At 53.6% G+C, this 25,841-nt stretch carries 24 protein-coding genes and 1 pseudogene; 18 read left to right on the forward strand and 7 right to left on the reverse strand.

The window, feature by feature from the left end:
- Positions 1 to 8: 8 nt before the first annotated feature.
- Genes ybgI through nei form a run of 8 tightly spaced genes read left to right on the forward strand, consistent with a single transcriptional unit; the run spans position 9 to position 6,301 of the window.
- Complete coding sequence (gene ybgI, locus FOB24_RS09040; protein ID WP_150345570.1) at positions 9 to 752, forward strand: radiation resistance protein YbgI; 744 nt, start codon at positions 9 to 11, stop codon at positions 750 to 752.
- Positions 753 to 767: 15 nt separating this feature from the next.
- On the forward strand, positions 768 to 1,424 hold the full coding sequence (gene pxpB, locus FOB24_RS09045) for a 5-oxoprolinase subunit PxpB (protein WP_038638862.1): 657 nt from the start codon (positions 768 to 770) through the stop codon (positions 1,422 to 1,424).
- Positions 1,418 to 2,350: a 5-oxoprolinase subunit PxpC gene (pxpC, locus tag FOB24_RS09050; RefSeq protein ID WP_150344803.1), complete on the forward strand. Its 933-nt coding sequence runs from the start codon at positions 1,418 to 1,420 to the stop codon at positions 2,348 to 2,350. The genes pxpB and pxpC overlap by 7 nt, the downstream gene beginning before the upstream one ends.
- Positions 2,340 to 3,074, forward strand: coding sequence for a 5-oxoprolinase subunit PxpA (gene pxpA, locus FOB24_RS09055; protein ID WP_150344804.1), 735 nt, complete (start codon positions 2,340 to 2,342; stop codon positions 3,072 to 3,074). Before pxpC ends, pxpA begins: the two co-directional genes overlap by 11 nt.
- A gap of 52 nt (positions 3,075 to 3,126) precedes the next feature.
- The gene (locus FOB24_RS09060; RefSeq protein WP_003831395.1) at positions 3,127 to 3,849 is read left to right on the forward strand and encodes a DUF969 domain-containing protein; all 723 of its coding nucleotides are present in this window, start codon (positions 3,127 to 3,129) and stop codon (positions 3,847 to 3,849) included.
- On the forward strand, positions 3,846 to 4,841 hold the full coding sequence (locus FOB24_RS09065; protein WP_038638872.1) for a DUF979 domain-containing protein: 996 nt from the start codon (positions 3,846 to 3,848) through the stop codon (positions 4,839 to 4,841). The genes FOB24_RS09060 and FOB24_RS09065 overlap by 4 nt, the downstream gene beginning before the upstream one ends.
- 9 nt (positions 4,842 to 4,850) lie before the next feature.
- Entirely contained in the window at positions 4,851 to 5,495 is a 645-nt protein-coding gene (gene pcp / locus FOB24_RS09070; protein WP_038638875.1) for a pyroglutamyl-peptidase I, read from the forward strand.
- Between the two features lie 14 nt (positions 5,496 to 5,509).
- The gene (nei, locus tag FOB24_RS09075; protein ID WP_121528773.1) at positions 5,510 to 6,301 is read left to right on the forward strand and encodes an endonuclease VIII; all 792 of its coding nucleotides are present in this window, start codon (positions 5,510 to 5,512) and stop codon (positions 6,299 to 6,301) included.
- Here nei and FOB24_RS09080 read toward each other — a convergent pair.
- The 3 genes and pseudogenes from FOB24_RS09080 to FOB24_RS24275 form a co-directional block, all read right to left on the reverse strand.
- Complete coding sequence (locus FOB24_RS09080) at positions 6,298 to 7,344, reverse strand: AbrB family transcriptional regulator (RefSeq protein ID WP_150344805.1); 1,047 nt, start codon at positions 7,342 to 7,344, stop codon at positions 6,298 to 6,300. The genes nei and FOB24_RS09080 overlap by 4 nt on opposite strands.
- A 174-nt stretch (positions 7,345 to 7,518) precedes the next feature.
- Positions 7,519 to 8,802 carry a citrate synthase gene (locus tag FOB24_RS09085; protein WP_006685463.1) on the reverse strand — a complete coding sequence of 428 codons (1,284 nt, stop codon included), beginning with the start codon at positions 8,800 to 8,802 and terminating at the stop codon, positions 7,519 to 7,521.
- 203 nt (positions 8,803 to 9,005) lie between these two features.
- Positions 9,006 to 9,116: pseudogene (locus FOB24_RS24275) on the reverse strand (hypothetical protein).
- Between the two features lie 382 nt (positions 9,117 to 9,498).
- Here FOB24_RS24275 and sdhC point away from each other — a divergent pair.
- From sdhC to FOB24_RS09130, 9 genes are all read left to right on the forward strand, one after another.
- The gene (gene sdhC, locus FOB24_RS09090; protein ID WP_042309715.1) at positions 9,499 to 9,903 is read left to right on the forward strand and encodes a succinate dehydrogenase cytochrome b556 subunit; all 405 of its coding nucleotides are present in this window, start codon (positions 9,499 to 9,501) and stop codon (positions 9,901 to 9,903) included.
- Positions 9,897 to 10,244 (forward strand): succinate dehydrogenase membrane anchor subunit, encoded by a 348-nt coding sequence (gene sdhD / locus FOB24_RS09095; RefSeq protein WP_005122550.1) that lies wholly within the window; start codon positions 9,897 to 9,899, stop codon positions 10,242 to 10,244. The genes sdhC and sdhD overlap by 7 nt, the downstream gene beginning before the upstream one ends.
- Entirely contained in the window at positions 10,244 to 12,010 is a 1,767-nt protein-coding gene (sdhA, locus tag FOB24_RS09100) for a succinate dehydrogenase flavoprotein subunit (protein WP_038638885.1), read from the forward strand. Before sdhD ends, sdhA begins: the two co-directional genes overlap by 1 nt.
- 15 nt (positions 12,011 to 12,025) lie before the next feature.
- On the forward strand, positions 12,026 to 12,742 hold the full coding sequence (sdhB, locus tag FOB24_RS09105) for a succinate dehydrogenase iron-sulfur subunit SdhB (RefSeq protein WP_038638888.1): 717 nt from the start codon (positions 12,026 to 12,028) through the stop codon (positions 12,740 to 12,742).
- Between the two features lie 260 nt (positions 12,743 to 13,002).
- Positions 13,003 to 15,804 (forward strand): 2-oxoglutarate dehydrogenase E1 component, encoded by a 2,802-nt coding sequence (sucA, locus tag FOB24_RS09110; protein ID WP_038638891.1) that lies wholly within the window; start codon positions 13,003 to 13,005, stop codon positions 15,802 to 15,804.
- 14 nt (positions 15,805 to 15,818) lie between these two features.
- Positions 15,819 to 17,042, forward strand: coding sequence for a 2-oxoglutarate dehydrogenase complex dihydrolipoyllysine-residue succinyltransferase (odhB, locus tag FOB24_RS09115; RefSeq protein WP_038638894.1), 1,224 nt, complete (start codon positions 15,819 to 15,821; stop codon positions 17,040 to 17,042).
- 91 nt (positions 17,043 to 17,133) lie between these two features.
- Positions 17,134 to 18,300 (forward strand): ADP-forming succinate--CoA ligase subunit beta, encoded by a 1,167-nt coding sequence (gene sucC / locus FOB24_RS09120; protein ID WP_038638897.1) that lies wholly within the window; start codon positions 17,134 to 17,136, stop codon positions 18,298 to 18,300.
- Positions 18,300 to 19,169: a succinate--CoA ligase subunit alpha gene (sucD, locus tag FOB24_RS09125; protein ID WP_003022929.1), complete on the forward strand. Its 870-nt coding sequence runs from the start codon at positions 18,300 to 18,302 to the stop codon at positions 19,167 to 19,169. The genes sucC and sucD overlap by 1 nt, the downstream gene beginning before the upstream one ends.
- 226 nt (positions 19,170 to 19,395) lie before the next feature.
- Entirely contained in the window at positions 19,396 to 20,286 is an 891-nt protein-coding gene (locus tag FOB24_RS09130) for a PocR ligand-binding domain-containing protein (protein WP_150344806.1), read from the forward strand.
- Here FOB24_RS09130 and cobA read toward each other — a convergent pair.
- Positions 20,265 to 21,053, reverse strand: coding sequence for a uroporphyrinogen-III C-methyltransferase (gene cobA / locus FOB24_RS09135; protein WP_085047491.1), 789 nt, complete (start codon positions 21,051 to 21,053; stop codon positions 20,265 to 20,267). The two genes, FOB24_RS09130 and cobA, sit on opposite strands and share 22 nt — an antisense overlap.
- Before the next feature lie 405 nt (positions 21,054 to 21,458).
- Here cobA and FOB24_RS09140 point away from each other — a divergent pair, with 405 nt between their 5' ends.
- Positions 21,459 to 22,361 carry a LysR family transcriptional regulator gene (locus FOB24_RS09140; RefSeq protein WP_038638907.1) on the forward strand — a complete coding sequence of 301 codons (903 nt, stop codon included), beginning with the start codon at positions 21,459 to 21,461 and terminating at the stop codon, positions 22,359 to 22,361.
- Between the two features lie 82 nt (positions 22,362 to 22,443).
- Here FOB24_RS09140 and cobO read toward each other — a convergent pair whose 3' ends face one another.
- The 3 genes from cobO to glsA all read right to left on the reverse strand — a co-directional run bounded on the left by cobO (position 22,444) and on the right by glsA (position 25,772).
- Positions 22,444 to 23,046: a cob(I)yrinic acid a,c-diamide adenosyltransferase gene (gene cobO / locus FOB24_RS09145; protein ID WP_150344807.1), complete on the reverse strand. Its 603-nt coding sequence runs from the start codon at positions 23,044 to 23,046 to the stop codon at positions 22,444 to 22,446.
- Positions 23,047 to 23,055: 9 nt separating this feature from the next.
- On the reverse strand, positions 23,056 to 24,708 hold the full coding sequence (locus FOB24_RS09150; protein ID WP_061381689.1) for a class I fumarate hydratase: 1,653 nt from the start codon (positions 24,706 to 24,708) through the stop codon (positions 23,056 to 23,058).
- Positions 24,709 to 24,770: 62 nt separating this feature from the next.
- Positions 24,771 to 25,772: a glutaminase A gene (gene glsA / locus FOB24_RS09155; protein ID WP_038638918.1), complete on the reverse strand. Its 1,002-nt coding sequence runs from the start codon at positions 25,770 to 25,772 to the stop codon at positions 24,771 to 24,773.
- Positions 25,773 to 25,841 lie beyond the last annotated feature (69 nt).

The following is a 25,841-nucleotide window of genomic DNA, read 5'->3' on the forward strand; positions in this document are numbered from 1 at the left end:
GGACGATGATGAAAAACACCGAACTGGAACAACTGATCAATGACAAACTGAACAGCGCCGCCATTAGCGACTATGCGCCGAACGGTTTGCAGGTTGAGGGCAAAGAGACGGTGCATAAAATCGTGACCGGCGTGACCGCAAGCCAGGCGCTGCTGGACGAGGCGGTGCGCCTGCAGGCCGATGCGGTCATCGTTCATCACGGTTATTTCTGGAAAGGCGAATCTCCGGTGATTCGCGGCATGAAGCGCCATCGTCTGAAAACGCTGTTGGAAAATGATATTAACCTGTATGGCTGGCATCTGCCGCTGGATGCCCATCCGGAACTGGGCAATAACGCGCAGCTTGCCGCGCTATTGGGGATTACCGTGATGGGGGAAATTGAGCCGCTGGTACCGTGGGGTGAACTCTCTATGCCGGTTCCGGGGCTGGAGCTGGCGTCGTGGATTGAAGTGCGTCTGGGCCGTAAACCGTTATGGTGCGGTGATACCGGGCCGGAAAAGGTGCAACGCGTCGCGTGGTGTACGGGGGGCGGTCAAAGCTTCATTGATAGCGCAGCCCGGTTTGGCGTCGATGCCTTTATCACCGGTGAAGTCTCAGAGCAAACCATTCACTCTGCCCGCGAACAGGGGCTGCATTTTTATGCTGCCGGTCACCATGCGACCGAACGCGGCGGGATTCGCGCATTAAGCGAATGGCTGAATGAAAATACCGATCTGGATGTCACTTTTATTGATATTCCTAACCCAGCGTAATAAAGAGGGACGAAAGTGCAGCGAGCGCGTTGTTATCTGTTAGGTGAGACTGCGGTAGTTCTGGAACTGGAGCCGCCCATTACGCTGGCGACTCAAAAACGTATCTGGCGTCTGGCCCAGCGTCTGGTTGATGCTCCGAATGTACGTGAAGCGATTCCAGGAATGAACAATATCACGGTGATCTTGCGTGACCCACAAACGCTGGCGCTGGATGCGATTGAACGCCTGCAGCGCTGGTGGGAAGAGAGCGAAGCGCTGGAACCGGATTCGCGTTTTATTGAAATTCCCGTGACTTATGGCGGTGAGTTTGGCCCCGATCTGGCAGAGGTCGCCCGGCACAGTGGATTAAGCGACAAGCAGGTTGTTGAACTGCATGCGTCAGTCGACTATGTGGTGTGGTTTATTGGTTTTCAGCCAGGGTTCCCCTATCTGGGGAGCTTACCTGAACCACTCCATACCCCCAGACGGTCAGAACCGCGTCTGCTTGTTCCGGCAGGTTCTGTAGGTATCGGTGGATCGCAAACGGGGGTCTATCCGCTTGCCACGCCCGGCGGATGGCAATTGATTGGGCGTACCTCCGTGTCGTTATTTGATCCAAAACGAGAAGAGCCGATCCTGTTGCGCGCTGGGGATACCGTGCGTTTTGTTCCGCAGAAGGAGGGGGTATGTTAAACATCATTCGTGCGGGCATGTACACCTCGATCCAGGACGGCGGACGCCACAATTTTCGTCAATCCGGCATCAGCCACTGCGGCGCGCTGGATAAACCGGCGTTAAACGTTGCTAACCTGCTGGTGGGAAATGATGCGAATGCTGCTGCGCTGGAAATCACGCTGGGGCAACTGGTAGTCGAATTTGAAGCTGATGGTTGGTTTGCCCTGACCGGCGCCGGATGCGAAGCGCATCTGGATCGTGCTCCTGTGTGGAGTGGGTGGCGACTGCCGGTGAAAGCGGGACAGCGGCTGACGCTAAAACGGCCACATCATGGTATGCGTAGTTATCTGGCGGTTGCGGGCGGATTTGATGTTCCCGAAGTCATGGGCTCGCGCAGCACCGATCTTAAAGTCGGCATTGGCGGGCTGGAGGGGCGTCTGCTGCGTGATGGCGATCGGCTGGCGATTGGGGCATCTACCCGGCAATTCAGCGGACCTCAGGGGGTAAAACAGCTGATGTGGGGAAACCACATTCGTGCGCTGCCCGGGCCTGAATACCAGGAATTTGACGAGGTCTCGCAGGCGTCTTTCTGGCGTTCGCCGTGGCAGCTTAGCCCGCAAAGCAACCGGATGGGCTATCGCCTGCAGGGGCAGCCGTTGACGCGTATGACCGATCGCGAGTTGCTGTCGCATGGCTTACTCCCCGGCGTGGTGCAGGTTCCGCATAATGGTCAACCGATCGTGCTGATGAACGATGCCCAGACGACGGGCGGCTATCCGCGCATCGCCTGTATCATCGAAGCGGATATGTACCATCTGGCGCAGATCCCGCTCGGTCAGCCGATTCATTTTGTGCAGTGTTCGCTGGAGGAAGCGCTTAAGGCGCGCCACGATCAGCAGCGTTACCTGCAACAGTTAACATGGCGACTTAATAATGAAAATTGATCTCAACGCAGACCTCAGTGAGGGCTGTGCTAACGATGCATCGCTGCTGCAACTGGTGTCGTCAGCTAATATCGCCTGTGGATTTCACGCCGGTGATGCGCAAACCATGCTTTTAAGCGTGCGTGAAGCGCTAAAAAATAGCGTGGCGGTAGGCGCACATCCGAGCTTTCCGGATCGGGAGAATTTTGGCCGTAGAGCCATGACCCTGCCTGTGGAAACGGTTTATGCGCAGACGCTGTATCAAATTGGCGCGCTGGCAGCCATTACGCGCGCGGAAGGCGGCGTGATGCGCCATGTGAAACCCCACGGTATGCTTTATAACCAGGCGGCAAAAGATCCACAGTTGGCGGATGCGATTGCGAAAGCGGTGCATGCCTGCGATCCCTCGCTGGTTCTGGTGGGGCTGGCGGGAAGCGAACTGATTCGCGCCGGGGAACATTATGGCCTGGTGACGCGTCAGGAGGTTTTTGCCGATCGGGGTTACCAGGCTGACGGCAGTCTGGTTCCGCGTAGCCAGCCTGGTGCATTGATTGAGGATGAAGAGCAGGCGCTGGCGCAAACGCTAGAAATGGTGCAATCCGGTAGAGTAAAAAGCCAGAGCGGAACATGGGCGAACGTGACGGCCCAGACGGTATGCATTCATGGGGATGGCGAGCACGCACTCGCTTTTGCCCGTCGCTTGCGCAGCGCATTCGAAGCATGCAATATTCAAATTAGCGCATAATTTTTTCATACAAAACAATAATATATTACACAACAACATAAGGGATTTAATTATGGGAGAGGTCATTTCTCTCTGGCCATTGACGGGTATCGCCGTCATTGTGGTCGGATTTCTTTTACGTTTTAACCCGGTATTGGTGGTCATTATTGCCGGGATCGTCACCGGACTGGCGGCGCATATGCCAATCGCTACCATTCTGGAAAAGCTGGGTGAGGGATTTCTCAACACCCGCAACCTGCCGTTTATCCTGCTGATCCCACTGGCGGTTATTGGTCTGCTGGAGCGTCACGGACTCAAAGAGCGCGCTCAGGCGTGGATTGCCAAAATCCGCAGCGCCACCAGCGGCCGTCTGCTTATTGTCTATCTGTTTATTCGTGAGGCGACCGCCGCCTTAGGGCTGACCAGCCTGGGGGGACATCCGCAGATGGTGCGTCCGCTGCTGGCGCCAATGGCGGAAGGGGCCGCCGAGAAAAACCACGGTGAGATACCGGGCGCGGTTCGTTATCGTCTGCGCGCCATGTCTGCCGCGACTGATAACGTTGGGCTGTTTTTCGGTGAAGATATCTTTGTTGCCTTCGGTGCCATCATATTCATGCACAATTTTATGCTGGAATCGGGCGGGATCCAGACCGAACCGCTGCATATCGCCCTGTGGGGGATCCCGACGGCAATTTGCGCCTTCCTGATCCACGGCACGCGTCTGTGGCGGCTGGATAGCTATTTGCAGCGTGAAGTGGCGAAAGCGAATGCCGCAGCGAAAGGGGAAGCGAAATGAATTTTCAGCAAAGCTATCTCTACTGGCTGGCAGGCGCGGTATTACTGATTGTGGCGCTGATGTCCTGGCGGGATAAGGCTAACCCGCGTCGCTTAACCACCGGTCTGTTTTGGGGCCTGTACGGCGTTCTCTTTCTGCTTGGCGACTGGACATACTCGCTGTTTGGCGATAAACGCGCGGTGCATATTGCCGTCGGCGTCGCGGTGGTCATACTGGCCCTGATCGCCGGTTTCGGCGGCGTAAAGCTGGGAAGCTACCATCAACGAACGCAGCAACAGCGCGAAGAGAGCGCCAGTCGTCTGGGTAATCGCCTGTTTTTTCCGGCGCTGGCGATCCCGGTGGTAACCGTTATCGGCGTGCTGATGTTCAACCATATTCCGGGTTTACAGGATGCGCTGTTTGGGCCGGGTAATCATGCCACGCTGGTGACGCTCTTTTCGATGACCGCAGGTTCGTTGATTGGTCTGGCGATGGCGATAAAAATGACCCATGAGCGGGTGCATCAGCCGATTCAGGAGGCACGCCGACTGCTGGACTCCATCGGGTGGGCATTCATCCTGCCGCAGATCCTGGCCACGCTCGGACTGTTGTTTACTGCGGCGGGCGTCGGCAGCGGCATTTCATATCTGACCCAGGAATATCTGGCGGTGGATAGCCGTTTTATCGCGGTGGCGGTGTACACCATTGGTATGGCCTTGTTGACGATGGTGATGGGCAATGCGTTTGCCGCTTTCCCGATCGTGACCGCGGGAATCGGTATTCCGATCCTCGTACTGCAACACGGTGGTAACCCGGCGGTGATGGCGGCGATTGGTATGTTCTCCGGCTATTGCGGAACATTGATGACGCCAATGGCGGCGAACTTCAATATTGTGCCTGCGGCGCTGCTGGAGCTACCAGACAAAAACGCGGTGATTAAAGCGCAGGTGCCAACCGGCATACTGCTGCTGTTGGTTAACGTTTTCCTGATGTATTTCCTGATGTTCCTGTAAGGAGGAAGGATGAAAACAGTACTCATCACGGGATTTGAACCCTTTGGCGGCGAGTCAGTTAACCCTTCCTGGGAAGTGGTCTCGGGTCTCGACAATGCTATCATCGATGGATGCCGTGTCGTTGCTCGCCAGTTGCCGTGCGTCTTTGGCGAGTCTCTCTCCGTACTCAATGCCGCGATTGACGCATTGTCGCCATCGCTGGTGCTGGCGGTGGGGCAGGCGGGTGGCCGAACGGATATTACCGTGGAGCGCGTGGCGATTAATGTTGACGATGCGCGTATTGCGGATAATCAGGGGCAACAGCCGATTGATGTACCGATTGTGGCCGATGGCCCTGCGGCGTGGTTCAGCACATTGCCGATCAAAGCGATGGTTGTCGCCATGCGCAACGCGGGAATTCCGGCCTCGGTTTCTCAGACGGCGGGTACCTTCGTGTGTAACCACGTGATGTATGGCCTGCTGCATAAATTACGCGACGTGCCGGCAGTGAAGGGCGGTTTTATTCATATTCCTTATCTGCCACAACAGGCCGCGCAGCACCCCGGTGCGCCAAGTATGGCGGCGGAAACAGTACGTCGGGCGCTGGAGGTCGCGATTGCCACCGCATTGCAGTTGGAAAGCGATATCGCGGTGACAGGCGGCGCAACACATTAACAAAGGACAGTATTATGCCTGAAGGCCCGGAGATCCGCCGCGCGGCGGATACCCTGGAGGCGGCAGTCAAAGGTAAACCCCTGACGGATGTCTGGTTTGCCTTTGAGCAGTTAAAACCGTATCAATCCCAACTCATCGGGCAGAGTGTTACCCAGCTTGAAACGCGGGGTAAAGCCTTGCTGACCCATTTTTCCAATGGCCTGACGCTGTATAGCCACAATCAGCTTTACGGCGTGTGGCGAGTGGTCGATACCGGCAACATTCCGCAAACCACGCGGGTGCTGCGCGTCAGGCTGCAAACCGAGGATAAAACTATCCTGCTGTATAGTGCGTCTGACATCGAAATGCTGACGCCACAGCAGCTCACCACCCATCCATTTCTGCAACGGGTTGGACCGGACGTGCTGGATTTGCGTTTAACGGCCGCAGAGGTAAAAACGCGTCTGCTGTCATCTCGTTTTCGCAATCGCCAGTTTTCCGGGCTGCTGTTGGATCAGGCATTTCTGGCGGGATTAGGTAACTATCTGCGGGTAGAAATTCTCTGGCATGTGGGGTTGACCGGTCAGCATAAAGCGTCACAGCTTAGCGATGAACAGTTGGATGCGCTGGCGCAAGCGCTGCTTGATATTCCACGTCTGTCGTATAACACTCGCGGCCAGGTCGATGACAATAAGCACCACGGCGCGCTGTTTCGCTTTAAGGTCTTTCATCGGGATGGCGAAGCCTGTGAGCGCTGTGGCGGCATCATCGAGAAAACGACTCTTTCCTCGCGACCCTTTTACTGGTGTCCGGGCTGCCAGCATTAGGTGGACTGTCTTGGCGCATGCGCTGAAATAAAACGCGCCACCGCCGGACCGGTCAATAAAATACTGAACAGCCGCAGGGTTTGCATCGCCATGATTAGCGCCATATCGGCGTGGCTGCCAGCGGCAATTACCGCGACGGAATCCACTCCGCCAGGGCTGGTCGCCAGATAGGCGGTGAGAAAGTCGATTTGCATATAATGCGCCAGCCCCCAGGCCATCGCGGCACAAATCGCCATCAGTGAAAAAATGGACAACAGTATTTGCGGCAGTGGCCGCAGCGCCATTAAAAAGATCTGTTTGTCAAAGCCAAGACCGATTTGCCAGCCAATCGCCATATACGCTATCGCCAGTAGCCATTCCGGCAGTTCAATGACCATTATACCGCCTGCGTTTAGCAATGCGCCCGCCAGCATGGGCAGTAACATCACGCCGGAGGGGATACGCAGTAAGCGCCCGGCCACACCAGCAACTGCGGCCAGCAGTATGGTACTTAACAGACTAAGACTCAGCGGTGGAAACCAGACGATTTGCTGGCCGACCGTTTGTGCCTGTTCGCCCATGACAAATCGGGTGACCAGCGCGGCAGCGCCGACCACCAACAGTACGCGCAAATACTGCATAAACGCCACCAGGCGGATGTCAGCGCCATAATCCTGCGCCATCGCAACCATCGCGGCTGCCCCGCCAGGTGATGACCCCCACGCGCCGGTGTTCCCCGGTAGATTGCTGTAGCGAACCAGCAGCCAGCCGATCACCGCGCTGCTAATCAGGGTTGCCAGCAGGATGACAATCACCATCGGCCAGTGTGCCGCAAGTGTCGTTAAAATGGATCCGGTGAGGTTTTGCGCAATCATGCAGCCGAGAATGGCCTGAGCGGCAAGAAATGTGCAGCGGGGAGGGTGCAGGGAGATCCCGCGCATACTGAAAATGATACCGACAATCATCGAGCCGAGCAGCAATGCGCCTGGAAGATGTATCAACAGAAAGAGCAGGGAAAGAAGGAGTGATAGCAGAAATAGCAGGCTCCACTGCAAAACAGGCATCCCATGCTCCTGAGTGAAATGAGGAAGATCTCAGTAAATCATAGAGAAAACGTGATGAGAATAAAATAATGTGGGTCAAGAATAAACAGACCGGACAGGGGCATTAACACCCTGTCCGGCCAGGAAGATTCAAGGGAGTAGGCCGGACAGGCGAGAGCGCTATCCGGCAGACAATTAACGTTTAATATCAGACTTAAAGTCGCGCTTGTCGTAGCCGGTATACAGCTGACGTGGACGAGCGATTTTCATGCCGTCGGTGTGCATTTCGTTCCAGTGTGCAATCCAGCCAACGGTACGCGCCATGGCGAAGATCACAGTGAACATGGAGGACGGAATGCCCATCGCTTTCAGAATGATGCCAGAGTAGAAGTCGACGTTCGGGTAGAGTTTCTTCTCGATGAAGTACGGGTCGTTGAGCGCAATGTGCTCAAGCTCCATTGCCACTTCCAGCAGATCATCTTTGGTGCCCAGCTCTTTCAGCACTTCATGGCAGGTTTCACGCATCACGGTGGCGCGCGGGTCATAGTTTTTGTAAACACGGTGACCAAAGCCCATCAGGCGGAAAGAATCATTCTTGTCTTTCGCGCGGCGAACAAATTCCGGAATGTGTTTAACTGAGCTGATTTCTTCCAGCATTTTCAGCGCAGCTTCGTTGGCGCCGCCGTGTGCCGGTCCCCACAGGGAAGCAATACCAGCCGCGATGCAGGCAAACGGGTTCGCGCCAGAAGAACCTGCGGTACGTACGGTAGAGGTCGAGGCGTTCTGTTCGTGGTCAGCGTGCAGGATCAGGATACGGTCCATGGCGCGTTCCAGGATTGGATTAACTTCGTATTTTTCGCACGGCGTGGAGAACATCATGTTCAGGAAGTTACCGGCGTAGGAGAGATCATTGCGCGGGTAAACGAACGGCTGGCCGATGGAGTATTTGTAACACATCGCTGCCATGGTCGGCATTTTGGACAGCAGACGGAAGGCGGCGATTTCACGGTGACGCGCATTATTTACGTCCAGCGAATCGTGATAGAACGCAGCCAGCGCCCCGGTGACACCGCACATAACGGCCATCGGGTGAGAGTCGCGGCGGAAACCGTGGAACAGACGCGTGATCTGCTCGTGAATCATGGTATGGCGAGTGACCGTGGTTTTGAACTCGTCGTACTCCTCCTGCGTCGGTTTTTCGCCGTACAGCAGGATATAACACACTTCCAGATAGTTGGACTCGGTCGCCAACTGGTCAATCGGGAAGCCGCGATGCAGCAAAATGCCTTCATCACCATCGATGAACGTAATTTTGGATTCGCAGGATGCGGTAGAGGTGAAACCTGGGTCAAAAGTAAACATCCCCTTTGAGCCAAGGCTACGAATATCAATAACATCTTGACCGAGCGTACCTTTCAGCACATCCAGTTCAATAGCAGCGTCACCATTTAGAGTGATTTTTGCTTTAGTATCAGCCATTTACGGTCTCCTTAGCGCCTTATTACTTAAGACTGCGGAAGTCAGACTTGTTTTCGATACATCAATCAACCGTTACCAGTTTTTTATTCGGCTCGCCGCTCTGCGATAGAGGCGAAAACCAGGGTACAGAGCAATGGGCGCTTGCAGGTAAATCAGTTAACTCATGGTGAAATAGTAACAAATCAACAACTTAGCAATCCGAATTATTTAACCTGTCTATCACTAATAACTGTCCTGAAGGTATTGGTCAATACTTCCACACTGTTACATAACTAAATCTCCGGTGAAAGAGTGACCCCATAACTTTTACGCATTATATGCTTTTTCTGGTGTCGTTTGTAACAACTTTGTTTAATGATTGTCAAATCAGATGATTAAAAATTAAAATAATGTTGTTATCGTGACCTATGTCACTGTTCGGGATAAAACCCGACAAACTATATGTAGGTTAATTGTAATGATTTTGTGAACGTCCTATACTGCCGCCAGGTCTCCGGAATACCCTGCAATCCCGAGCCAACCAGCGTTGTAACGTGTCGTTTTAGCAACTGGAAGCAGTGTTTTATATGACGCGTAGTTATAGTAAGGACGCTGTCTGACCCGCAAGCAGACCGGAGGAAGGAAATCCCGGCGTCTTTCAGACTACAGAAGTCTTATCTTCTGTGCCCGAAGTCCAAAGGGAATAATAAGAACAGCATGTGGGCGTTATTCATGATAAGAAATGTGAAAAAACAAAGACCTGTCAATCTGGATCTGCAAACGATCCGGTTCCCAATCACGGCGATAGCGTCCATTCTCCATCGCGTTTCCGGAGTGATCACCTTCGTGGCGGTCGGGATTCTGTTGTGGTTATTGGGTACCAGCCTTTCCTCCCCTGAAGGTTTCCTCACGGCGTCATCCATTATGAATAACTTCTTTGTGGAGTTAATCATGTGGGGGATCCTGATTGCGCTGGCCTATCACGCCGTAATGGGCATTCGCCATCTGTTGATGGATTTTGGCTATATCGAAGAAACCCTCGAAGCAGGGACACGCTCCGCCAAAATTTGTTTCGTTATCATTGTCGTGCTTTCACTTCTCGCAGGAGTCCTCGTATGGTAAGCAACGCCTCCGCATTAGGACGCAACGGCGTACATGACTTCATTCTGGTCCGTGCTACCGCTATCGTTCTGACGTTATACATCATCTATATGGTCGGCTTCTTCGCCACCAGCGGCGAGTTGACCTTTGAAGTCTGGACCGGTTTCTTCTCATCGGCATTCACCAAAGTCTTCACCCTGCTGGCGCTTTTTTCCATCTTGATTCATGCCTGGATTGGCATGTGGCAGGTGTTGACCGACTACGTTAAACCGCTGGCTGTACGCCTGATTCTGCAACTGGCTATCGTCGTTGCGCTGGTGGTTTACGTCATTTATGGATTTGTTGTGGTGTGGGGTGTGTAATGAAACTGCCAGTCAGAGAATTTGATGCTGTTGTGATTGGTGCCGGTGGCGCAGGTATGCGCGCGGCGCTGCAAATTTCCCAGAGCGGACAGACCTGTGCGCTGCTCTCCAAAGTATTTCCAACCCGTTCCCATACCGTATCCGCGCAGGGTGGCATCACCGTGGCGCTCGGTAATACCCATGAAGATAACTGGGAATGGCACATGTACGACACCGTCAAAGGGTCGGACTACATTGGCGATCAGGACGCAATTGAATATATGTGTAAAACCGGCCCGGAAGCGATTCTGGAGCTGGACCATATGGGCCTGCCGTTCTCTCGTCTCGATAATGGCACCATTTATCAACGTCCGTTTGGCGGTCAGTCGAAAAACTTCGGCGGCGAGCAGGCGGCACGTACCGCCGCAGCGGCAGACCGTACCGGCCACGCGCTACTGCATACCCTGTATCAGCAGAACCTGAAAAACCACACCACCATCTTTTCTGAGTGGTATGCGTTGGACCTGGTAAAGAACGCTGACGGCGCGATTGTCGGTTGTACCGCACTGTGTATCGAAACCGGTGAAGTGGTTTACTTTAAAGCCCGCGCAACCGTACTGGCCACCGGCGGCGCAGGCCGTATTTATCAATCCACTACTAACGCCCACATCAATACCGGTGACGGCGTCGGTATGGCTATCCGCGCTGGCGTGCCGGTGCAGGATATGGAGATGTGGCAGTTCCACCCCACCGGTATCGCCGGCGCGGGCGTGCTGGTCACAGAAGGCTGCCGCGGTGAAGGCGGCTATCTGCTGAACAAACACGGCGAGCGCTTCATGGAGCGTTATGCCCCGAATGCGAAAGATCTGGCGGGTCGTGACGTGGTGGCGCGTTCCATCATGATCGAAATCCGTGAAGGCCGCGGCTGCGACGGCCCGTGGGGGCCGCACGCCAAGCTGAAACTCGATCATCTGGGTAAAGAAGTGCTGGAATCCCGTCTGCCGGGTATCCTCGAACTGTCACGTACGTTTGCCCACGTTGACCCGGTGAAAGAGCCGATCCCGGTAATTCCTACCTGCCACTACATGATGGGCGGTATCCCGACCAAAGTAACCGGCCAGGCGCTGACCGTAAACGAGCAGGGCGAAGATGTGGTGATTCCGGGGCTGTTTGCGGTAGGCGAAATCGCCTGCGTATCGGTTCACGGCGCCAACCGTCTGGGCGGCAACTCGCTGCTGGATCTGGTGGTCTTTGGTCGTGCGGTGGGTCTGCATCTGCAGGAATCTATCGCGGAACAGGGCGACCTGCTGGATGCGACGGAAGATGAGATCGATGCTTCTCTGGCTCGTCTGAATCGCTGGAACGGCAACCGTAACGGCGAAGATCCAGTGGCCATTCGCAAAGCGCTGCAGGAATGTATGCAGCATAACTTCTCGGTATTCCGCGAAGGCGATGCGATGGCGAAAGGACTGGAAGAGCTGAAAGCGATTCGTGAGCGTCTGAAAAACGCCCGTCTGGATGATACCTCCAGTGAATTTAACACCCAGCGCGTTGAGTGTCTGGAGCTGGATAACCTGATGGAAACCGCTTACGCCACCGCAGTCTCTGCAAACTTCCGTACCGAAAGCCGTGGCGCGCATAGCCGCTTCGACTTCCCGGAACGTGATGATGAAAACTGGCTGTGCCATTCCCTGTATCTGCCAGAGTCGGAAACCATGACGCGACGTCAAGTCAATATGGAACCGAAGCTGCGCCCGGCATTCCCGCCGAAGATTCGTACTTATTAATGCGGAGACAGGACAATGAAACTCGAGTTTTCAGTTTATCGCTATAACCCGGATGTTGACGATGCTCCGCGTATGCAGGATTACACCCTGGAGGCGGAAGAAGGGCGCGACATGATGCTGCTGGATGCGTTAATGCAGCTGAAGGAAAAAGATCCGTCGCTGTCGTTTCGTCGTTCCTGCCGTGAAGGGGTCTGCGGCTCCGACGGTCTGAACATGAACGGCAAAAATGGACTGGCCTGTATCACACCTGTTTCTGCGCTGAATCAGCCGGGCAAGAAGATTGTCATTCGCCCGCTGCCGGGTTTACCGGTTGTGCGCGATTTGGTGGTAGACATGGGACAATTCTACGCACAGTATGAGAAGATTAAGCCTTACTTGTTGAATAATGGGAAAAATCCACCGGCTCGTGAGCATTTACAAATGCCAGAGCAGCGTGAGAAGCTCGATGGGCTGTATGAATGTATTTTGTGTGCATGCTGCTCAACGTCCTGCCCATCATTCTGGTGGAATCCGGACAAGTTCATCGGTCCGGCAGGTCTGCTGGCCGCGTATCGCTTCCTGATTGACAGCCGCGATACCGAGACTGACAGCCGCCTGGAAGGTTTAAGTGATGCTTTCAGCGTATTCCGCTGTCACAGCATCATGAACTGCGTCAGCGTATGTCCTAAGGGGCTGAACCCGACGCGCGCTATCGGCCATATTAAGTCGATGCTGCTCAAGCGTAGTGCGTAAGTTGTTGTAGTGGTTGCCGGATGGCGACGTACCGTCTTATCCGGCCTACGGGTTACGTACCTTGTAGGCCTGAAAGCTACGCGCCATCGGGCAAATTGTTAATGTAGGAAACCTCTAAAAACTGCCACATGATTAGACAGTTTTTAAAGGTTCCTTCGCGAGCCAAACAAAAAGAGCTCGCAAGTGAACCCCGGCACGCACATCGGTGTGCGTGGTAGTATCCACGGCGAAGTAAGCATACAAATGCTTAAGGGATCACGATGCAGAACAGCGCTTTGAAAGCCTGGTTGGACTCTTCTTACCTCTCTGGCTCGAACCAGAGCTGGATAGAACAGCTCTATGAAGACTTCTTAACCGACCCTGACTCGGTAGATGCTAACTGGCGTTCGACGTTCCAGCAGTTACCTGGCACCGGAGTCAAACCGGATCAACTCCACTCAAAAACACGTGATTATTTCCGTCGGCAGGCGTTGATTACCCCACGTTACTCTTCTTCTATTTCCGACCCTGATGCCAATGTGAAGCAGGTTAAAGTCCTGCAGCTCATTAACGCCTACCGTTTCCGCGGTCATCAACATGCGAATCTCGATCCGCTGGGACTGTGGCAGCAAGAGAAAGTGGCCGATCTGGATCCGTCTTTCCACGATCTGACCGATGCGGATTTTCAGGAAAGCTTTAACGTAGGTTCTTTTGCCGGCGGCAAAGACACGATGAAGCTGAGCGACCTGGTTGTTGCGCTGAAACAAACCTACTGCGGTCCGATTGGTGCCGAGTATATGCACATCACCAGCACCGAAGAAAAACGCTGGCTTCAGCAGCGCATCGAGTCTGGCCGTGCCGCGTTCAGTAGCGAAGAGAAAAAACGCTTCCTCAGCGAACTGACCGCTGCGGAAGGCCTGGAACGCTACCTGGGCGCGAAGTTCCCGGGCGCGAAACGCTTCTCGCTGGAAGGCGGTGATGCGTTAATCCCGATGCTCAAAGAGATGATCCGCCACGCGGGCAACAGCGGTACGCGTGAAGTGGTGCTGGGCATGGCGCACCGTGGTCGTCTGAACGTACTGGTCAACGTGCTGGGTAAAAAGCCGCAGGACCTGTTCGACGAATTCGCGGGCAAACATAAAGAACACCTCGGCACTGGCGACGTGAAGTACCACATGGGTTTCTCATCGGATATCGAAACCGAAGGCGGTCTGGTACACCTGGCGCTGGCGTTTAACCCGTCGCACCTGGAAATTGTTAGCCCGGTGGTAATCGGTTCCGTCCGTGCGCGTCTGGATCGTCTGGATGAGCCGAGCAGCAATAAAGTCCTGCCTATCACCATTCACGGCGATGCGGCAGTCACCGGGCAGGGCGTGGTTCAGGAAACCCTGAACATGTCGAAAGCGCGTGGTTACGAAGTGGGCGGTACCGTTCGCATCGTTATCAACAACCAGGTGGGCTTCACCACCTCTAACCCGTTGGATGCGCGTTCTACCCCATACTGCACCGACATCGGTAAGATGGTTCAGGCGCCGATTTTCCACGTCAACGCGGATGACCCGGAAGCGGTCGCTTTCGTCACGCGTCTGGCGCTGGACTTCCGTAATACCTTCAAACGCGATGTCTTCATCGATCTGGTGTGCTACCGCCGTCACGGCCACAACGAAGCCGACGAGCCGAGCGCAACCCAGCCGCTGATGTATCAGAAAATCAAAAAGCATCCGACGCCGCGCAAAATCTACGCCGACAAGCTGGAAGCGGACAAAGTCGCCACGCTGGAAGATGCGACCGAAATGGTCAACCTGTATCGCGATGCGCTGGATGCTGGCGAGTGTGTAGTGAAAGAGTGGCGTCCAATGAACATGCACTCCTTCACCTGGTCGCCATATCTCAACCACGAATGGGACGAAAGCTACCCGAACAAAGTTGAGATGAAGCGTCTGCAGGAGCTGGCCAAACGCATCAGCACCGTCCCTGAAGCGGTTGAAATGCAGTCGCGCGTTGCCAAAATTTACGGCGATCGTCAGGCCATGGCCGCAGGCGAGAAGCTGTTCGACTGGGGTGGCGCAGAGAATCTGGCTTACGCCACGCTGGTTGACGAAGGCATTCCGGTTCGTCTGTCGGGTGAAGACTCCGGTCGCGGAACCTTCTTCCACCGTCACGCGGTAATTCATAACCAGGCGAACGGTTCAACCTACACGCCGCTGCAGCATGTGCATAACGGCCAGGGCACGTTCCGCGTATGGGACTCCGTACTGTCTGAAGAAGCAGTGCTGGCGTTTGAATACGGCTATGCCACGGCGGAACCGCGCACGCTGACCATCTGGGAAGCGCAGTTCGGTGACTTCGCCAACGGTGCTCAGGTCGTTATCGACCAGTTCATCTCTTCCGGCGAACAGAAATGGGGTCGTATGTGCGGTCTGGTTATGCTGCTGCCGCACGGCTACGAAGGTCAGGGTCCGGAGCACTCCTCCGCGCGTCTGGAACGTTATCTGCAACTTTGCGCTGAGCAAAACATGCAGGTTTGCGTCCCGTCTACCCCGGCACAGGTGTACCACATGCTGCGTCGTCAGGCGCTGCGCGGTATGCGCCGTCCACTGGTGGTGATGTCGCCGAAGTCGCTGCTGCGCCATCCGCTGGCGGTCTCTACGCTGGATGAACTGGCAAATGGCACCTTCCTGCCGGCCATTGGCGAAGTCGATGAGCTTGATCCGAAAGGCGTGAAGCGTGTCGTGATGTGTTCTGGTAAGGTTTATTACGACCTGCTGGAGCAACGCCGCAAGAATGATCAAAAAGATGTTGCCATTGTGCGCATCGAACAGCTCTATCCGTTCCCGCATAAAGCGGTGCAGGAAGCGCTGAAACCGTTCGCTCACGTACATGATTTTGTCTGGTGCCAGGAAGAGCCGCTCAACCAGGGCGCATGGTACTGCAGTCAGCATCATTTCCGTGAAGTGATTCCATTTGGGTCCGCTCTGCGTTATGCAGGTCGCCCGGCCTCTGCCTCTCCGGCAGTAGGGTATATGTCCGTTCACCAGAAACAGCAACAAGATCTGGTTAATGACGCGCTGAACGTCGATTAAATAAAGGATAAATAATGAGTAGCGTAGATATTCTTGTTCCCGACCTGCCTGAATCCGTAGCGGATGCAACGGTTGCAACCTGGCACAAAAAACCGGGCGATGCAGTACGTCGTGATGAAGTACTGGTAGAAATCGAAACTGACAAAGTGGTACTGGAAGTACCGGCATCAGCGGACGGTATCCTTGATGCGGTTCTGGAAGATGAAGGGACAACCGTCACTTCTCGCCAGATCCTCGGTCGCCTGCGTGAAGGCAACAGCGCGGGTAAAGAGACCAGCGCCAAGTCTGAAGAGAAAGATTCGACTCCGGCACAGCGCCAGCAGGCGTCGCTTACTGAGCAGAACAACGATGCCCTGAGCCCGGCGATCCGTCGCCTGCTCGGTGAACATAACCTCGAAGCCAGCGCCATCAAAGGCACTGGCGTCGGTGGCCGCATTACCCGCGAAGATGTGGAAAAGCATCTGGCCAAAGCGCCGGCAGCAACAGCCGAAGCCAAAGCACCAGCCGCCGCGCCTGCGCCTCAGCCTCAACTGGGTGCGCGTGGCGAAAAACGTGTTCCGATGACTCGTCTGCGCAAACGCGTAGCCGAACGTCTGCTGGAAGCGAAAAACTCCACCGCCATGCTGACGACGTTCAACGAAGTCAACATGAAGCCGATTATGGACCTGCGTAAGCAGTACGGCGACGCGTTCGAGAAACGCCACGGTATCCGTCTGGGCTTTATGTCTTTCTACGTGAAAGCGGTGGTTGAAGCGCTGAAACGCTATCCGGAAGTCAACGCCTCTATCGATGGCGATGACGTGGTGTACCACAACTACTTTGATGTCAGCATGGCGGTCTCCACGCCGCGCGGTCTGGTAACGCCGGTCCTGCGTGATGTGGATCTGCTGGGTATGGCTGACATTGAGAAGAACATTAAAGAGCTGGCAGTAAAAGGTCGCGACGGCAAGTTGACGGTTGAAGATCTGACGGGCGGTAACTTCACCATCACTAATGGCGGTGTGTTCGGTTCCCTGATGTCTACGCCGATTATCAACCCACCGCAGAGCGCCATCCTGGGTATGCATGCCATCAAAGATCGTCCGATGGCGGTAGACGGCAAGGTTGAAATCCTGCCGATGATGTATCTGGCGCTGTCTTACGATCACCGTCTGATCGATGGTCGTGAGTCAGTAGGCTTCCTGGTAACCATTAAAGAGTTGCTGGAAGATCCAACGCGTCTGCTGCTGGACGTGTAACGAAAAAGAGTATCACCTGCCCCGTAGGTCTGGACGCCTTATCAGGCCTACGGGTAAAAGATAACGATTACCTGAAGGATGGACAGAACACATGAACTTACATGAATATCAGGCAAAACAACTTTTTGCCCGCTATGGCTTACCGGCACCGGTGGGTTATGCCTGTAATACTCCGCGTGAAGCTGAAGAAGCCGCATCTAAAATCGGCGCAGGCCCGTGGGTAGTGAAATGTCAGGTTCACGCTGGTGGCCGTGGTAAAGCGGGCGGTGTGAAGGTTGTTAACAGCAAAGAAGACATTCGCGCTTTTGCTGAGCACTGGCTGGGGAAACGTCTGGTGACTTACCAGACAGACGCGAATGGCCAACCGGTAAATCAGATCCTGGTTGAAGCGGCGACCGATATCGGTAAAGAACTTTACCTCGGCGCAGTGGTTGACCGTAGCTCCCGTCGCGTGGTCTTTATGGCCTCTACCGAAGGCGGCGTGGAAATTGAAAAAGTGGCGGAAGAAACCCCACACCTGATCCACAAAGTGGCGCTGGATCCGCTGGCAGGCCCGATGCCTTACCAGGGACGCGAGCTGGCGTTCAAACTGGGTCTGGAAGGTAAACAGGTTCAGCAGTTCACCAAGATCTTCATGGGCCTGGCGACTATCTTCCTGGAGCGTGATCTGGCGCTGATCGAAATCAACCCGCTGGTAGTGACCAAACAGGGCGACCTGATCTGCCTCGACGGCAAACTGGGCGCTGACGGCAACGCGCTGTTCCGCCAGGCTGACCTGCGTGAAATGCGCGACCAGTCTCAGGAAGATCCGCGTGAAGCGCAGGCGGCACAGTGGGAACTGAACTACGTTGCGCTGGACGGCAACATCGGCTGTATGGTTAACGGCGCGGGCCTGGCAATGGGCACCATGGATATCGTTAAACTGCACGGCGGCGAACCGGCTAACTTCCTCGACGTGGGCGGCGGCGCGACCAAAGAGCGCGTGACCGAAGCGTTCAAAATCATCCTCTCCGATGACAATGTAAAAGCCGTACTGGTTAACATCTTCGGCGGTATCGTACGTTGCGACCTGATCGCTGACGGTATCATCGGCGCGGTAGCGGAAGTGGGCGTTAACGTTCCGGTTGTCGTTCGTCTGGAAGGCAACAACGCCGAACTCGGCGCGAAAAAACTGGCTGATAGCGGCCTGAATATTATTGCAGCGAAAAGTCTGACGGATGCAGCTCAGCAGGTTGTTGCCGCAGTGGAGGGGAAATAATGTCAGTTTTAATTAATAAAGATACCAAGGTTATCTGCCAGGGCTTCACCGGTAGCCAGGGGACATTCCACTCCGAACAGGCGATTGCTTACGGTACGCAGATGGTTGGCGGCGTAACGCCAGGCAAAGGCGGCACCACTCACCTGGGCCTGCCGGTGTTTAACACCGTGCGTGAAGCGGTAGAAGCGACTGGCGCAACCGCCACTGTGATCTACGTTCCGGCGCCGTTCTGCAAAGACTCCATCCTGGAAGCAATTGATGCAGGCATTAAACTGATTATCACCATCACCGAAGGTATCCCGACGCTGGATATGCTGACCGTGAAGGTGAAGCTGGACGAAGCGGGCGTGCGCATGATCGGCCCGAACTGCCCAGGCGTGATCACCCCGGGCGAATGCAAAATCGGCATCATGCCGGGTCACATTCACAAGCCGGGTAAAGTGGGTATCGTTTCCCGTTCCGGTACGCTGACCTATGAAGCGGTTAAGCAGACCACCGACTACGGTTTCGGCCAGTCCACCTGTGTCGGTATCGGCGGCGACCCGATTCCAGGCTCTAACTTCATCGACATTCTGAAGCTGTTCCAGGAAGATCCGCAGACTGAAGCGATCGTGATGATCGGCGAGATCGGCGGTAGCGCGGAAGAAGAAGCGGCGGCGTACATTAAAGATCACGTCACCAAGCCAGTTGTCGGCTACATCGCGGGCGTCACCGCGCCGAAAGGAAAACGTATGGGCCACGCCGGAGCGATCATCGCCGGTGGTAAGGGTACCGCTGACGAGAAATTCGCGGCTCTGGAAGCTGCTGGCGTGAAAACCGTTCGCAGCCTGGCCGATATCGGCGAAGCGCTGAAAACCGTTATTAAGTAAGAAGTAAAAAAACAGCCCTGACTATCTGCATGGTCAAGGGCTGGTCCCGTTTCGACATGGTTGGCCATCTGATGATGGCCTTTTTTGTTTTCTGCCGTCTATTCTCTTGCGATTCGATCATAATCATATTCATAAATGAGATTATTTTTTGCGGTCAGCATCATTCTTTCTCTTGATTAAATTCTGCATATTACCGGCTTTAATATCATGAGTGCCGGAGGAGAGCGTGCCGCTGAAAATCCAGAATGACTATTTACACGTTTTTTTCTCGATAGCCGAAGTATTCTCTCGCGCGACCGGGTTAGCCGCGGTCGTGATTGATATTCACGGCAAGGCACTGTCGGATTGTCATAATTTTAATTCGTTCTGCACATTAATGCGGGCGGATGAGCGGTATCGTGTAGGTTGCGAAAAATGCGATAAGCAGTGCGCTTTTGAGGGGCTAAAACAGCTTAAACCCAGAATACTCACCTGTCATGCAGGGTTAAGTTTGTTCTCGATGCCAATAATTAATGAAGGGCATCTTTATGGTTTTATTGTTTGCGGGCAGGTCAGGTCAAAGTATCAGGAATATAAAACTATCGTAATTAATAATAAATTTTTATGGATGGATGACCCAAAAATAAAAGCTGAATGGGGTCAGGTTGCGGTAGTGGATAATAATACGCTGGTGGCATCGGCTAATTTGTTAAGTTTTATTGTTGATAACTTTGAGCAAGAGCAACAATCCGATCAGATATTCGCCCCGCCGACCCGTTACGTTCGTCATTATTTCACTGAACCTTCTCGTCATGAGAAAAAACTTCTGGCGGCACTGCGTTATATTGATGAAAATTTGTATGGTGAATTATCCCTGGAATCCGTAGCGGCGCATGTGTGCTTAAGCGCGAACTATTTCAGCCGATTTTTTAAGAAGCGGCAGGGCGTTAATTTTAAAACCTGGGTGAATCAGAAAAAAATGCAAAAAGCGGGGGAGTTGTTGCACGATCCCGTGCACTCAATAGACAGTATTGCCCGGAAACTTCAATACGCGCAAACCAGCTACTTTTGCCGCGTTTTCAGGGCGGCGCATCAAACGTCGCCCCAGTCTTTTCGTCATGCCAGACTTTCGCAGTAAAGATCTTCTGCCACGGTGATGGCTTCCGGTATAAAAGAGAGTCGATCGCTCAGGGTCACCACCTCGCCAATAACAATCAGCGCAGGCGGAGCAATGTTAGCCTCCTGCGCTTTGCTCAGTAATGAACCGAGCGTACAGGTTAGTCGGCGTTGATTCTCCCGGGTGGCGGACATAATTAGCGCTGCGGGTGTATCTGCTGATTTACCGCCCATCAACAGTTCTTCGCAAATAAACGCCAGATTGGCGATTCCCATGACGATAACCAGCGTGCCATTTAGCTTCGCCAGTTGACGCCAGTCCTGCTGCTGGTTGCCTTCCCGCGTATGGCCTGTCACCACGTGAAAACCGGAGGCGAAATCGCGATGCGTCACCGGGATCCCGGCATAGGCCAGGCCGCCGATGGTAGAACTGATACCCGGCACAACTTCAAATGGGATACCCGCTTCAACAAGATCTTCAACTTCTTCGGCCCCACGACCAAACACATAAGGATCGCCCCCTTTCAGGCGTACGATGTTGTTATGTGTTTGGGCATACTGGACCAGTAATGCGTTAATTTCATCCTGGGGAACACAATGAAAGCCGGGATTTTTGCCGACATTGATAAGCAGGCAATCAGGTAATGCCCATTCCAAAATTTTGGGATTGACCAGCCGATCGTAAATAATGACATCAGCCTGTTTAATGCACATCATCGCTTTGAGGGTGAGCAATGAAATATCACCGGGACCTGCTCCAACGAGCCAGACCTTTCCGAAAGTTTTCACATTGTGTCCTTTATCACGTCTAACAAAAAAAGGCAGAAACTACATCAAGGAATGATTAAAAGCAGTCGTTTGCCCGTAAGTTATAACGTGAAATTATCTAAAATTATCGCATGGATAATATTGATTAATCTCGCAAAGTTTTTTCTGCAATAAACAAGTTAACTTGAAAAATTATTAAGAACTTATTGGCACTATTTGCATAGGTTTAACCTTATTTAAATTGTGTTTATTGTTGTGCTTGAGTATTATTGGTTAATATTTATCCGCCATCTGTATGAGTAAATCATGGATTGGATCAATGACATCAATGGATGAAATAAAATATAACTCTCGATGCTTATCTGGGTGTCTTGAATTATTTTTTATAAATTAAACTATTTTTGTACGCTGCATATGGAAGAGGTTATGAGAGGAAAAATACCGAAGACGGAGTTGCTGGTAACTTTTGAAGTTGTTGCGCGTCACGAAAGTTATACCCGGGCTGCTGAAGAGCTGGCTTTAACACAAAGTGCTGTTTTCCGTCAGGTGAATGCACTGGAGGATTTTCTGAATACCTCGCTATTTAATCATGCCAAGAAACGCATTTTTTTAAATGCGGCGGGCAAACATTATTTAAGTATCGTTAAAGAAACGTTAAATAAACTTGAGCGAGATACGACGACGATAATGACCTGGCAGCCAACGGTGCAGGTTATTGAGCTGGCAGTGAATCCGACCTTCAGCACGCATTGGCTGATCCCGAATCTGCGCGAGTTCAACAAACTCAATCCTGATATTATCGTGAATATCCATTCGCTGGCGAATATTGGTGATTTTCTCAATCGGGAGTATGACGCGGCAATCATGCGTGAAGATTTCTACTCGCCATGGTCGGGCGTTGAGTACCTGTTTGAAGAGGAAATCCTGCCGGTCTGCAGCCGCTGCTTGCTGGCTGAGCCGGAGCGGAAACTGGCGGTCGAGGAGTTGCTGAACGAATTCCCGCTTTTACACCAAAGCACGCGTATCAAAGGCTGGCAGGAATGGTTTGCGCTATCAGACGTCAGCAGCCCGTTGGTCAATAAAGGTCCAAGATTTGATCTGCTGTCGATGCTGATTGCGGCGGTTCGCTCTAATCTGGGCGTGGCATTGCTTCCTCGTTTTGCCATTCAGCACGATCTGGACAGTGGTGATATGGTCATTCCTTGCGATGTCCCGATGCGAACCGGGAACCGTTTCATCATGACGTGGCGTGAAGAGAAAGCGGAATCTGTGCATTTACAGATCTTCCGGGACTGGCTGTTGAATAAATCTGTGGTATCGCCTGCCTGATGGTACCGTGTGCCTTGTCAGGCCTGCAAAGAACGGTAGGCCGGATAAGACGTCAGGGCGTCGTTATCCGGCAAAAGAATGGCTACCAGTCGATTCCCACCTGCGCCTGAATACCGCTGTCAAATGCGTGCTTGACCGGGCGAATTTCGCTGACCGTATCGGCCAGTTCCAGCAACAGTGCGTGGCATCCGCGCCCGGTGACGATAACACTCTGACCGGCAGGGCGATTTTCGATGGCGCTGAGAACCTCCTGGGTATCCAGGTAGTGGTAAGCCAGCATGTAAGTCAGTTCATCCAGCACCACCAGATCGTAATGCGCATCAGCCAGCATGCGCTTACTTTCTTGCCAGACTACCGTTGCCGCCTCGATATCCGCTTGCCGGTTTTGGGTTTCCCAGGTAAATCCGGTGCCCATAATATGGAATTCAACGCCGAGCGGCTGCAGGGTGTTGTACTCGCCATTATCCCACTGACCTTTGATAAACTGCGCGATGCCAACGGTTTTTCCGTGACCAACCGCGCGCGTTGCTGTGCCAAAGGCTGCGGTGGATTTCCCTTTACCGTTACCGGTGAAGACAATCAGGATCCCTTTCTTCTCCGTTGCCGCCGCCACGCGGGTATCAACCTGTTCTTTCAGTTTCTGCTGACGTTGGCGGTGTCTGTCATTATTGGCTCGCGCTTCCATTACGTCTCCTTAATGTCCTGCCGGACAGGTTGCGCAGCGATGTTGCTGCTCAAACTGACTAAAGAAGTTATTACCTTTGTCGTCGACTAACACGAAGGCCGGCATATTTTTAACTTCCATCATCCAGACCGCTTCCATTCCCAGTTCGGGATATTCCAGGCAGTGCAGGCTTTTCACGTACTGTTGGGCAAGCAGGGCCGCGGCGCCGCCGATGCTACCGAGGCTAAATCCACCGTGTTTATGGCAGGCATCAGTGACCTGTTGGCTGCGGTTACCTTTGGTGAGCATAATGAGACTACCGCCTTGTGCCTGGAAAGCATCGACATACCCATCCATGCGCCCGCCAGTGGTGGGACCCATTGAACCACAGGCCTGATTCTCCGGCGTTTTGGCGGGACCTGCGTAATAGACGATATGCTTTTTCATGTATTCCGGCATCGGTTCGCCGTTATCCAGGCGCGCTTTGATGTTAGCGTGGGCAATATCACGGGCGACAACAATTGGACCACTTAACGACAAACGAGTACCGATAGGCAGAGCGGACAGGTCGTGCAGAATCTCGCGTAGCGGGCGGTTGAGATCCAACTGTACGGTTTGGGCGCCATTTTCTACCCGTTGGGAATCAGGAATGAATTTGCCCGGGTTATGCTCCAGTTTCTCCAGCCAGATACCGTGTTTGTTAATTTTAGCCTTAATGTTGCGGTCGGCTGAGCAGGAGAGGGCCATGGCGATAGGGCAGGAACCACCGTGACGCGGCAGGCGAATCACGCGGATATCGTGGGCAAAGTACTTGCCGCCAAACTGCGCGCCGATACCAAACTCACGGCTGGCATTGAGCAACTCGGCTTCCAGGGCCGTATCGCGGAACGCCTGACCCAGTTCGTTCCCGCTGGTGGGCAGGTTGTCGTAATACTTGGTTGAAGCCAGCTTGGCGACTTTCAGCGCCTGGTCGGCCGACAAGCCTCCAACGACGAAAGCGATGTGATACGGCGGGCAGGCGGCTGTGCCCAGTGATTTCATTTTTTCGATCAGAAAGGCGGTGAGCTTTTCCGGTTGCAGAATGGATTTTGTTTCCTGGAACAGCGCCGCTTTATTGGCCGAGCCGCCGCCTTTGTTGACGAACAGGAAACGGTACTCATTACCGGGCGTGGCGCTGATATCGATTTGTGCCGGCAGGTTAGTCTGAGTATTGACCTCGGTGTACATATCCAGCGGGGCATTTTGCGAATAACGCAGGTTGTTTTCGGTGAAGGTGGTATACACGCCTTTGCTTAACGCTTCTGCGTCATCGCCGCCGGTCCAGACATGCTGACCTTTGCAGGCCACAATCGTTGCCGTTCCGGTATCCTGACAGTTAGGTAGCACGCCTTTGGCCGAAACTTCAGCGTTGCGCAGCAGTTGCAATGCAACATACTTATCGTTACCGCTGGCCTGTGGATCGTGCAGAATGCTGGCGATCTGTTTCAAATGTCCGGCGCGCAGGAAGAATGAAGCCTCATAAAATGCCTGCTGTGCTAATAAGGTTAACGCTTCAGGCGCAACCTTAATCACTTCCTCTCCGTCTAACTCCGAAACTGTAACGTGCTGATTACTCAGTAATTCATACTCGGTACTATCTTTACCCTGAACAAAGAGTTCCTGCCAGACAAATGGTTTAGACATGTTTACTTCTCACCTCTTCGTGTTGTTTGCCGGATAAGCGAAGCGCCATCCGGCATAGAGTTTTATTTTGCTAAAAAGACATTCGCTTCGGTCGCTTCGGCGACATATTCGATCGTTTTCTGGGCACGAACGCTGTTACCGGCTTCATCCAGCGGCGGGGAATAGACGGCTATCGCATATTCGCCTGGCACAACGGCAACCATCCCACCGCCGACGCCGCTTTTCGCCGGGATGCCTACGGTGTACAGCCACTTACCACTACCGTCGTACAAGCCGGCAATGGCCATTTCAGCCAGTACCTGCGGGACATATTTTTCATTCAGCAATTGCTTACCGTTGAACGGTGATTTGCCTTTGTTCGCGAGTACCGCGCCCATTTTGGCCAGTTGCTCAACGGTGATATCGACGGAGCACTGACGGGTATAAATTTCGACAGCGTCGTCTGTGTTGCCATAGAAGCTGTTATAGGATTCCATCAGCTTCGCCAGCGCCTGGTTGTGCTGGTTGGTTTCCATCTCGGATTTGAAAACCGGCTCGTTCACGGTGAGTGTGGCATCAGCCCAGACGTTCAGGTTGTCGAGGATTTTGTTCCAGCGATCGGTTTTATCTTTGGCTTCGATCAGGCTAACGGTGCTCATCGCCCCGGCGTTTACCAGCGGGTTTTCCGGTGCGCCTTTAGTCAGTTCTACCGCCAAACCAGAATTGAATGGCATGCCGGTGGCATTGGCCCCAAGTTTCTCCAGGACGACCTGAGGGCCATGTTGTTCCATGGCGAGCGCCAGGGTGAAGACTTTACTCAGGGATTCCATTGGGAAGGGTTTGTTAACATCGCCCACCTGATAGATCTTGCCGTCCACCGTGGCAATGGTGATGGCAAAATTTTTCGGGCTGTAGGTCGCCAGGGCAGGGATGTAGTCGGCGACTTTGCCATCGTTGTTACTTTTATATTTCTGATGTGCCTGGTCGATAATCTTTGCGTAATCCGGCGCGGTTTGCGCGAATGAGGTGGCGCAAAACAAGAGGCTGAAAGAAAAGAGACTCACGCCGATAAGGGTTTTATTCATGGTGTAATCCTGTTGGTGTGTTCATCATCTTGCCGGATAAGCGCGAGCGCCATCCGGCAATCGCGTGCT

The sequence above is a fragment of the Citrobacter werkmanii genome, assembly GCF_008693645.1.
GTDB lineage: Bacteria > Pseudomonadota > Gammaproteobacteria > Enterobacterales > Enterobacteriaceae > Citrobacter > Citrobacter werkmanii.

Bases quoted from the DNA above. Each gene is read 5' to 3' on its own strand.
- ybgI (WP_150345570.1), top strand. From the start codon at position 9: ATGAAAAACACCGAACTGGAACAACTGATCAATGACAAACTGAACAGC.
- pxpC (WP_150344803.1), top strand. From the start codon at position 1,418: ATGTTAAACATCATTCGTGCGGGCATGTACACCTCGATCCAGGACGGC.
- pxpA (WP_150344804.1), top strand. From the start codon at position 2,340: ATGAAAATTGATCTCAACGCAGACCTCAGTGAGGGCTGTGCTAACGAT.
- FOB24_RS09060 (WP_003831395.1), top strand. From the start codon at position 3,127: ATGGGAGAGGTCATTTCTCTCTGGCCATTGACGGGTATCGCCGTCATT.
- FOB24_RS09065 (WP_038638872.1), top strand. From the start codon at position 3,846: ATGAATTTTCAGCAAAGCTATCTCTACTGGCTGGCAGGCGCGGTATTA.
- pcp (WP_038638875.1), top strand. From the start codon at position 4,851: ATGAAAACAGTACTCATCACGGGATTTGAACCCTTTGGCGGCGAGTCA.
- nei (WP_121528773.1), top strand. From the start codon at position 5,510: ATGCCTGAAGGCCCGGAGATCCGCCGCGCGGCGGATACCCTGGAGGCG.
- FOB24_RS09080 (WP_150344805.1), bottom strand. From the start codon at position 7,344: ATGCCTGTTTTGCAGTGGAGCCTGCTATTTCTGCTATCACTCCTTCTT.
- FOB24_RS09085 (WP_006685463.1), bottom strand. From the start codon at position 8,802: ATGGCTGATACTAAAGCAAAAATCACTCTAAATGGTGACGCTGCTATT.
- sdhC (WP_042309715.1), top strand. From the start codon at position 9,499: ATGTGGGCGTTATTCATGATAAGAAATGTGAAAAAACAAAGACCTGTC.
- sdhD (WP_005122550.1), top strand. From the start codon at position 9,897: ATGGTAAGCAACGCCTCCGCATTAGGACGCAACGGCGTACATGACTTC.
- sdhA (WP_038638885.1), top strand. From the start codon at position 10,244: ATGAAACTGCCAGTCAGAGAATTTGATGCTGTTGTGATTGGTGCCGGT.
- sdhB (WP_038638888.1), top strand. From the start codon at position 12,026: ATGAAACTCGAGTTTTCAGTTTATCGCTATAACCCGGATGTTGACGAT.
- sucA (WP_038638891.1), top strand. From the start codon at position 13,003: ATGCAGAACAGCGCTTTGAAAGCCTGGTTGGACTCTTCTTACCTCTCT.
- odhB (WP_038638894.1), top strand. From the start codon at position 15,819: ATGAGTAGCGTAGATATTCTTGTTCCCGACCTGCCTGAATCCGTAGCG.
- sucC (WP_038638897.1), top strand. From the start codon at position 17,134: ATGAACTTACATGAATATCAGGCAAAACAACTTTTTGCCCGCTATGGC.
- sucD (WP_003022929.1), top strand. From the start codon at position 18,300: ATGTCAGTTTTAATTAATAAAGATACCAAGGTTATCTGCCAGGGCTTC.
- FOB24_RS09140 (WP_038638907.1), top strand. From the start codon at position 21,459: ATGAGAGGAAAAATACCGAAGACGGAGTTGCTGGTAACTTTTGAAGTT.
- cobO (WP_150344807.1), bottom strand. From the start codon at position 23,046: ATGGAAGCGCGAGCCAATAATGACAGACACCGCCAACGTCAGCAGAAA.
- FOB24_RS09150 (WP_061381689.1), bottom strand. From the start codon at position 24,708: ATGTCTAAACCATTTGTCTGGCAGGAACTCTTTGTTCAGGGTAAAGAT.
- glsA (WP_038638918.1), bottom strand. From the start codon at position 25,772: ATGAATAAAACCCTTATCGGCGTGAGTCTCTTTTCTTTCAGCCTCTTG.